We start from the raw sequence: 7,958 nt of genomic DNA, 5'->3' as shown, positions 1-7,958 counted from the left end.
GCCCTGCTCCTGCTGCGCGAGCTGCGCACCGAGCTCGCCGACTGGGAGGCCCCGCTGGTGGAGGCCGCCCGCGCCGCCGGCGCCACGTGGGCCGATCTCGCCCGCCCCATGGGCGTCGCCAGCCGCCAGGCCGCCGAGAACCGCTACCTGCGCCTTGCGCCAGCCGCCACCACCGCGGGAACGACCGGGGCCAAACGCGTCAAGGCCGTACGCGACCGCCGCGCCGCAGAACGCGCCGTCACCGACTGGGCCCGCGCCAACGCCGCCGACCTGCGCCGACTGGCCGCCCAGGTCACCGCCCTGACCGACCTCCCCTCGGCAGCCCGTCCCGCCCTCGACCGCCTCCACACCGCGCTCGGCACCCCGGACGCCGCCGAACTCCTCACACCCCTCGCCGCCGTCCGCCCCCACCTCGGCACCCATCACCCCCAGATCGCCCACCGCCTCGACGACCTCACCCAGCACACCGACCAACTGCGCCATGACAGCGACCACCGGCGCGCCTGACCCCCTGGCCGCCGCCGAAGAGCGCTGGCAGCGGATCGAGGAGCAGCTCGCGGCCGTCGGGCACCGGATGCGGACCGACGGCGACGCCGCCATCGCCTCGCTGGACGTCTGTCTTGCGCGCCTGGAAGCCATGCGCGAGGCCCTCCGCACCTCCTTTGCGCAGGTCGAACAGGACATCGCGGGGCATCAGAACCGCCGGATGCCGAGGGACCGTCATGCCGACGACAGTGTGAGGGGAAGCCCTCGTCAGGCCGAGGGGATCTTGCTCGCCCTGCAGTATCGCGGCCTCGCGGCGGAGAGCAACCGCTCCCCCGCCCGGTCGGTCTGACCGGGCGGGGGAGCGGAGACCGACTCGGAGGCCATCCCCGGGCGGACGCAGCCGGGGCGCTGGGCCTGCCATGACTCCGAGCGCCGGGGCTGCCAGTGCGCTGATCAGGTGGTGATCTGCTTCTTCTCGCCGCTGCTCTTGATCTCGATCTTGCGTGGCTTGGCGTGTTCGGCCATCGGGATGCGGATCGTGAGCACGCCGGCGTCGTAGTCTGCCTCGATCTTGTCGGCCGCGAGTGTCTCGCCGAGGAACACCTGGCGACTGAAGACGCCGTAGGGCCGTTCGGCGATGACCATCTCGCGGCCCTCGATCTCCGGTGCCGGCCGCTCGGCCTTGACCGTCAGGACGTTCTGCTCGACGTTCAGGTCGATGCTCTCGGGCGAGATGCCGGGCAGGTCGAGACGGATCAGGAAGGATCCGTCGCTCTCATAGGCGTCCATCGGCATCGCGGTCGGCCGGGTCGTGGTGCCCAGCAACTGCTGGGTGAGCCGGTCGAGCTCGCGGAAGGGATCGGTGCGAATCAGCATCATGAGTCACTCTCCTCAATCGGTCGGTGACGATGCCGGGCTCCTCGCCAGGAGCCGCCCACGTCAGTCCATATACCTCTATTTGGGGCATCTTGACAAGAGCCCGCCAAGGTTCTATGCAGGTCAATAAGGAGGTTCGATAGGAAGGTTTGACCGCAGCCCGGGCTAGTCCCACGGAGTGAGCACAGAAGTCGCTCGCCCTCGACTCGCCCAGCGGCGGGAGGAGGCGGGTCGTCATGGTCGGCACGCGCCCCGGGCAAGATCCTCGGGATCACTACGCGGTGCTTGGAGTCGCGCCTTCGGCGTCCGCGCGGCAGATCACCACGGCTTACCGTGCCCTGGTACGCCTCCTCCACCCCGATGCCCGCCCCGCCGAACGGGACTCGGCCGAGCGGCTCGACGAAGTCGTCGCCGCCTACACGGTCCTGCACGATCCCGAGCTGCGCGCCGTCTACGACGCCCGGCACGGCACCGGCCGCCCCGGCGCACCGGTCGGCAGCACGGCCGGGGGCCAGCGGGTACCGGTACGAGTCGTCCCGGGCAACCCGGCGGTGACCGCGACCTGGTGCCTTGGTCCTTCCGGCGAAACCAGACGGCCCGGTGGCCCGGCGGTCCGTGCGGGCCCGGTGCGGTTCACCCCGCGAGGCCCGTCCGCCCCGCCGGACGACCTCGGCGGCCTGTGGGAATGGGTGAACCGGCTATGGGAGGTGGATCCATGGCTGTGATGGACAACGGCTTCCGTACCGCCGTCCGATGCTGCGACGGCCAGGTCACCCTCGCCGCCATGGGAGAGATCGACCTCGCCACCGCCCCCGAACTCGAAGTCCGCCTGAAGGAATGCCTCGCCCGCCGGCCCGACCGTCTGGTCCTGGACTTCGCCCGCGTGACGTTCTGCGACTGCACGGGCGTGGACGTGCTCGAACGCGCCCGAAGGAAGGCGCGAGAAGCGGGCATCGACCTGAAGATCACCGGCGTGAAGGCCCCGATCGTCGTCCGGGTCTTCGAGGTTCTCGGTCTGTCCGACCTGCTGGAACCCGACCAGGGGTGAGCCCCGCGAGATCCGGGTTCCTTCGACGCCGGTCCAGGGGCGGACCCGCCGCCGCGGCTCGATGCCTGGCTGGTCACCGATGAGCCGGCCGAACTCCGCACCGCCCTGCGCCAGATGGCGGCCGAGCGCGGGGTCGTCCCCGCGATGACCGATCTGGAGCTGGGCAAACTGCGGATCAGCGCTCTCCCCGTGCAGCACACCTCCCACCCGACACGCGGGTACCGCATCGAAGCAGGCGCGATGGCGGCGGTGTGGGCGCCGGAGTGCTGGGAGTTCCCGGCGGGGCGGCGGGTGCGGACCTGATGTTCGCCGAGGCGCCCGGCTGGAACCGACGGATCCGCTTTCGCGGCGGCGTCGGCGGCCATGCCCACGTACAGGAGATCGCCCGCGAGGCGGCCCGGCACGGCGTGCGACGCCTGGTCTACGCGCACATCGGCCGTCCCTGCCTGCGGGCCATGGACGCCGGCCTCACCTCGCCGTTCGGCGAGTGGGGACGCGAGGGCCGGACGTACACGTTCACCCCGCCGATCTGATCAGGCCCCTCCACCGGCTCCGCGCCGCGGCACCGTCCCGCCGGCACCCGCCCTGTCCGGGGTGCGGGTGTGCTGGGCGAGGCCCGGGGGTGGACCACGAACGGCGGCGGGTTGAGTGGTACGTCCCCGAGGAGCGGGCGGCGGTGGCGGGGTACGACCGGCTGCTGCTGGCCGACGACAGCGCCGACAAGCTGCTGCCGATCCCCGGGGCGACCGAGAACGCACACGGCTTACGGGGCCTGCCGGAGGCCCTGCACCTGCGTGACCACCTGGTGCGGCAGATCGAACTGGCCGACGCCGCGGACGGGCCGGATGAGCAGACTCGACCCATCGGGTGTTCGGAATCCACGATGAGAGGCATACGCACTGATAGGGGGTCGCTGTCCGGCGGGCGGCGAGTGTCGCCACCACGGGCACGGAAGCCTGCGGTGAATCGCCTCAACGGAGGAGGTGTCGACATTGATCACGGAACTGGCCCTGGAACGCGTGGAGTTCACCTGCGGCCACTGCTGGCACCAGTGGAGCACCGACTATGACGTCCAGCACTACCGCGATGACGACGGACGGGACTGGGAGTACTTCTCCCGGGACGGCACGCCGGTGGACTCGCCGTACACCCCCGAGGGCGCGCCGCCCTGCCCGGAGTGCGGACGCCATTGGGTGGGCCACCTGCTGGCCCGCAGGCTGATCCCGACGCCGCCGGGGCTGCACGGCACGCCGCGTGAGCCGATCGTCGACGTTGCGGGCCACCGGCCCGATCGGCACGGCGCGCCGCCGCTCGACTCCCAGGCCCACCCGCAGCCGCCCGGGCGGTGAACGGCGGATGCCGCCCGGCGGGAGGGGACGCGAGGCGATGGCGGAGCTGACCGTCGAGGGCGGTGACCTGGTGCTCCGGCTTGCCTGGTGGGAGCGGCTGGTGACCGGTACCACACCGGTCCGGGTGCCGGTGACGGCGGTCGAGGACCGTCCGGCCACGACGGCGACTGCCGGGTACCGCGACGGCGTCCTCACGATCAGCGACAGGGCCCGGAAGTCGAGCCAGAGCCTACGTTTGGACGGCGTTCGTTCAGCGCTTCGGACAGCGCCTGTGGGGCGATCAGGTGGTGAGTGCCAGGGCGCGGGCGACGTGGGCGGTGGATGAGCTGGTTTCGAGTGGGGTGTAGCCGTCGTGCAGTGAGGCGTCCTGGTCCTTCAGGCCGTTTCCGGTGAGGGTGATGACGACCGTCTGGCCCGGGGTGAGGTGGCCGCGGCTGTGCTGGTCGAGGAGTCCGGCGACGCCGGCCGCGGAGGCCGGTTCGACGAAGACGCCGTCGTGGCGGGCCAGGAGCCGGTAGGCGGCGAAGATCTGCTCGTCGGTGACGGCGGCGATCAGGCCGTCGGACTGGTCCCGGGCGTCGACGGCGCCCTGCCAGGTGGCCGGGTTGCCGACGCGGATCGCGCTGGCGGCGGTCTGCGGGTCGGCGACGGGAGCGCCGTGGACCAGCGGTGCCGCTCCGGCGGCCTGGAAGCCCCACATGCGCGGGAGTCGGTCGGCGTGTCCTTCGGCGTGGTAGGTGCGGTATCCGCGCCAGGTTGCGGTGATGTTGCCGCCGTTGCCGACCGGCAGGCAGTGGATGTCGGGGGCGGTGCCGAGCGCGTCGACGGTCTCGTACGCGACGGTCTGCTGGCCGGTCAGGCGCAGCTCGTTGCCGACGCTGTTGACGAGGGCCACCGGGTGGTGGGCGGCGAGGTCGCGGGCGATGCGCAGGCAATCGTCGAAGGTGCCTGCCACTTCGACGATGCGTGCGCCGTAGCGGACCGCCTGGCCGAGCTTGCCGAGGGCGACGCGTCCGGCGGGGACCAGGACGGCCGAGGCGATCGCGGCGCGTGCCGCGTAGGCGGCGGCCGAGGCACTGGTGTTGCCGGTGGAGGCGCAGACGACGAGTCCGGCGCCGGCCTCCGCGGCGTTGCTGATCGCCACCGTCATCCCGCGGTCCTTGAAGGAGCCGGTGGGGTTGGCCCCTTCGACCTTGAGCCGGACGTCGCAGCCGGTGAGCTCCGACAGGTGTCGGGAGCGCAGCAGCGGGGTGTTGCCCTCGTTGAGGGAGATGGACGGAGTGCGGTCGGTGACCGGCAGCCAACGCCGGTAGGGGCTGTCGATGAGCCCTTGCCAGGTTTCCATGCGCAAGAACGTAACACTTGTTTCATCAATCCTGTCAATCGCCTTTTGATGTAACATCCTGGTCATGGAAACCGTGGTGTCCCGACTCGAAGCCGCCTATCCCGGGCTTCCGCGGGGCGAGCGCGCGGTCGCCCGGGTCATCCTGGACGACTATCCGTTCGCCGCGCTGGAATCCCTGCGCACGCTCGCCGACCGTGCCCAGGTGAGCCCACCGACCGCCTCCCGCCTGGTCGACCGGCTCGGCTACGACTCCTTCACCGACTTCCAGACCGCCGTCCGAGCCGACGCCCAGGATCAGTCCAGGCTGCGCGCGTTCGCCGCCCAGACTCCCGACCCCGGCAGCGCCGCACGCGAACTGCAGGACGGCCTGGCCGGCGCGCTGGCGGCCGTGAACACCCCCCTGCTCGACTCGGCGGCCGACGCCCTCGCAGCAGCCCGCTCGGTCTGGGCGCTGGGCGGGCCGCTCAGCGAACTGGCCGCCGACTACCTGGTCCGCCAGCTGGGCGCCCTGCGCCCGGAGGTGCGACTCGTTCCCGGGCCCGCGCACGAACGAGCCCGATCGCTCCTCGACATCACCCCCCACGACCTCGTCGTCGCCTACGACTTCAGGCGCTACTCGGCCCCCACCTCCGCCTACGTCCGCACGGCCCGCGAACGCGGCGCCCGTCTGCTGCTGGTCACCGACGCCTGGAGATCACCCCTGGCCGACCACGCCCAGGTCCTCATCCCCCTGCCCCACGAAGCCGCAGGACCGATCGCACCTCTCACCCACCAGGTCGCCGTGACCGAACTCCTCCTCGTCGCAACCGCATCCCGCCTCGACAGTGCGGCACGGCTCACCGAACTCGACACCCTCGCAGCCGCACTGCGACGCGACGGGACGTAGGCCATGCGCCGTGACACCTCGACCCCGTCGGCCGCGGCGCCGAACAGCGGGCGGGCCAGCGCAGTCGGGCCAGGGTGGCTTCTACGATGCCGGGCATGGCACGCTCTGAGGATCTCCAACAGTCCCTCTGGGACACCGGAAGCGGCTACGGAGTGCAGCCGCCCGTGACTGACCAGATGATTCTGGAGGCCGAGCGGCGGCTGAACGTCACGCTCCCCGGCTCCCTGCTCGACCTGCTGCGACAGCAGAACGGGGGCCGGGTCACCAGCAGCCGGAACGCCTTCCCCACGAGCAGGCCGACCTCATGGAGTGCCGACCACGTCCCCTTCGACCACGTGCTGGGCATCGGCCACCGCGAGCGAACGATCTCGCTGCTCGACAGCCCGTACCTGGTCGAGGAGTGGAACCTCCCCGGCCGTGTGGTGCTGGTGTCGGGCGACGGACCTTGCTGGATCGCACTCGACTACCGGGCCTGTGGCCGCGCCGGAGAACCATCCGTCAGCTGGCTCGACGCGGACGACAACTCGGAGTTGGCCCTCGCTCCGGACTTCCGGTCCTTCGTCGAGGGCCTGACGTCCGCAGGCGGGTTCGAGAGCGCGAGGCACGACGATTCATTCGGCTGAGCCCACACGGCCGTTCACGTGAGAGCTGCCTCCGGCTGGTGCGGGAAGCTCGTTCCCTGGTGCTGACGAACCGCCACCGATAGCGTGACGGGATGGATCAGGACGAGCGGCACCTCCACGCATCATCCTTCGGCGCGGCCGCGGCCGCCTACGCCGAGCACCGGCCGGACTACGCACAGGCCGCGGTGCGGTGGGCGCTGGAAGCCGCGCCCGGTGCGCGGGTGCTCGATCTCGGGGCCGGGACCGGCAAGTTGACCGGCGCGCTGGCCGCGCTTCGAGCCGAGGTGGTCGCGGTCGAGCCCGATCCGGCGATGCTGGCCGAGTTGCGGCGCTCGCTGCCCGCGGTCCGGGCGCTGTCGGGCAGCGCGGAGGAGATTCCGCTGCCGGACGGCTCCGTCGATGCCGTGGTGGCCGGCAACGCGATGCACTGGTTCGACATGGCGGTCGCGGGGCCCGAGATCGCCCGGGTGCTCGCGCCCGGCGGGCTCCTGGCCGGGCTGTGGAACGTCATGGACGACCAGGTCGAATGGGTGGCGCAGCTCGCGCACGTCAGCGGGGCGGCGGCCGTCGGACCGCGGGACACGCCTGCCAGTTGGCGTGCCGAGACGGCTGCCGCGCACCTTCCGAGGAGCGGTGGGGTGGCCCGGTTCGGTTCGCCGGAGCAGGTCCTGTTCCCGCACGGGCAGCGCCGCACCGCCGATTCGCTGGTCGCGACGCTCGGGACGCGCGCGGGGATGCTGGTCATGCCGGAGGAGGAACGGGAGGCCGCGCTGGGCCGGATCCGGGCGTTCCTCGCGAGCCGGCCGGAGACCGCCGACGGCGAGTTCACCCTCCCCATGCTGACCGGCGTGCTGCGCACCCGGCGGTTGTGAGCCACCGCTGCGGCGGGGCTGGCCTTCGAAGTCCTGACACACCCTCAACTCGGGCGCCCGCGATCGCCGGACCGGAGGCCGGCGGCGATGCAGTCGAGGACGCGCTCCAGGCCGGTCCGGAACTGGTCGTCGCGGCTCAGGCGCGGCTGGCGCGCCTCCACCGCGATCTTGCCGAACATCGGGTACTCCCCGCTCTCCAGCAGCTGTTGGACGTACGGGTGTCCCGGGCGGTCATCGCGCACCCGGTGGTCGACATCGAGCTGCACCTCGGTACCGGCGGGGCCGCCATCACCGTGCCCCGGGACGCGGTCGTCGACCTCGGCGGCCTGCACACCGGCATCCGGGAGCCGCGCTACCGGCCCCGGCGGTCGGCCCGCCCTGAGCGGGAAGCGCACAGTCGGAGTCCGCTGCTCCGGCAGAGACGAGTTCGAGCGGTTCATCCCCTACTGTCGCCAGCGGCTGCAGGACGATGC

Annotated in this window: 13 protein-coding genes; 10 read left to right on the top strand and 3 right to left on the bottom strand. The window is 71.9% G+C overall.

Annotation, left to right across the window (positions count from 1 at the left end; genetic code table 11):
* Both ACWCYO_RS39815 and ACWCYO_RS39810 read left to right on the top strand, forming a co-directional pair.
* Window positions 1-507: type III effector protein (locus ACWCYO_RS39815; protein WP_449786956.1), on the top strand; the 507-nt coding region annotated here is incomplete at its 5' end.
* Complete coding sequence (locus ACWCYO_RS39810; RefSeq protein ID WP_449786955.1) at window positions 482-835, top strand: hypothetical protein; 354 nt, start codon at window positions 482-484, stop codon at window positions 833-835. The genes ACWCYO_RS39815 and ACWCYO_RS39810, both read left to right, overlap by 26 nt.
* Window positions 836-939: 104 nt before the next feature.
* On the opposite strand, the gene ACWCYO_RS39805 is transcribed toward ACWCYO_RS39810, so the two are convergent.
* Complete coding sequence (locus ACWCYO_RS39805; protein ID WP_449786954.1) at window positions 940-1,365, bottom strand: Hsp20/alpha crystallin family protein; 426 nt, start codon at window positions 1,363-1,365, stop codon at window positions 940-942.
* Window positions 1,366-1,643: 278 nt separating this feature from the next.
* Between ACWCYO_RS39805 and ACWCYO_RS39800 the strand changes: the two genes are divergently transcribed.
* The 5 genes from ACWCYO_RS39800 to ACWCYO_RS39780 all read left to right on the top strand — a co-directional run bounded on the left by ACWCYO_RS39800 (window position 1,644) and on the right by ACWCYO_RS39780 (window position 3,759).
* Window positions 1,644-2,087 carry a J domain-containing protein gene (locus ACWCYO_RS39800; RefSeq protein WP_270139592.1) on the top strand — a complete coding sequence of 148 codons (444 nt, stop codon included), beginning with the start codon at window positions 1,644-1,646 and terminating at the stop codon, window positions 2,085-2,087.
* A complete protein-coding gene (locus ACWCYO_RS39795) occupies window positions 2,078-2,410 on the top strand; it encodes an STAS domain-containing protein (protein ID WP_270139594.1) in 333 nt (110 codons plus the stop codon). The genes ACWCYO_RS39800 and ACWCYO_RS39795 overlap by 10 nt, the downstream gene beginning before the upstream one ends.
* 114 nt (window positions 2,411-2,524) lie before the next feature.
* Window positions 2,525-2,713, top strand: coding sequence for a hypothetical protein (locus tag ACWCYO_RS39790; protein WP_449786953.1), 189 nt, complete (start codon window positions 2,525-2,527; stop codon window positions 2,711-2,713).
* Window positions 2,713-2,943, top strand: coding sequence for a hypothetical protein (locus ACWCYO_RS39785; protein ID WP_449786952.1), 231 nt, complete (start codon window positions 2,713-2,715; stop codon window positions 2,941-2,943). The genes ACWCYO_RS39790 and ACWCYO_RS39785 overlap by 1 nt, the downstream gene beginning before the upstream one ends.
* 450 nt (window positions 2,944-3,393) lie before the next feature.
* Window positions 3,394-3,759 (top strand): hypothetical protein, encoded by a 366-nt coding sequence (locus ACWCYO_RS39780; RefSeq protein WP_270139598.1) that lies wholly within the window; start codon window positions 3,394-3,396, stop codon window positions 3,757-3,759.
* Between the two features lie 280 nt (window positions 3,760-4,039).
* On the opposite strand, the gene thrC is transcribed toward ACWCYO_RS39780, so the two are convergent.
* Entirely contained in the window at window positions 4,040-5,104 is a 1,065-nt protein-coding gene (gene thrC / locus ACWCYO_RS39775) for a threonine synthase (protein ID WP_449786951.1), read from the bottom strand.
* Window positions 5,105-5,168: 64 nt separating this feature from the next.
* On the opposite strand from thrC, the gene ACWCYO_RS39770 reads away from it, so the two are divergent.
* The 3 genes from ACWCYO_RS39770 to ACWCYO_RS39760 all read left to right on the top strand — a co-directional run bounded on the left by ACWCYO_RS39770 (window position 5,169) and on the right by ACWCYO_RS39760 (window position 7,485).
* A complete protein-coding gene (locus ACWCYO_RS39770) occupies window positions 5,169-5,990 on the top strand; it encodes a MurR/RpiR family transcriptional regulator (protein ID WP_449786950.1) in 822 nt (273 codons plus the stop codon).
* 95 nt (window positions 5,991-6,085) lie between these two features.
* On the top strand, window positions 6,086-6,613 hold the full coding sequence (locus ACWCYO_RS39765; RefSeq protein WP_270139603.1) for an SMI1/KNR4 family protein: 528 nt from the start codon (window positions 6,086-6,088) through the stop codon (window positions 6,611-6,613).
* A 92-nt stretch (window positions 6,614-6,705) separates the two neighbouring features.
* The gene (locus ACWCYO_RS39760; protein WP_449786949.1) at window positions 6,706-7,485 is read left to right on the top strand and encodes a class I SAM-dependent methyltransferase; all 780 of its coding nucleotides are present in this window, start codon (window positions 6,706-6,708) and stop codon (window positions 7,483-7,485) included.
* Window positions 7,486-7,529: 44 nt separating this feature from the next.
* Here the strand turns inward: ACWCYO_RS39760 and ACWCYO_RS39755 are convergent, their stop codons facing one another.
* Entirely contained in the window at window positions 7,530-7,817 is a 288-nt protein-coding gene (locus tag ACWCYO_RS39755; RefSeq protein ID WP_449786948.1) for a hypothetical protein, read from the bottom strand.
* Window positions 7,818-7,958 lie beyond the last annotated feature (141 nt).

The organism is Kitasatospora sp. NPDC001683, from assembly GCF_053596495.1.
This window is presented reverse-complemented; position numbering and strand designations above follow the sequence as displayed.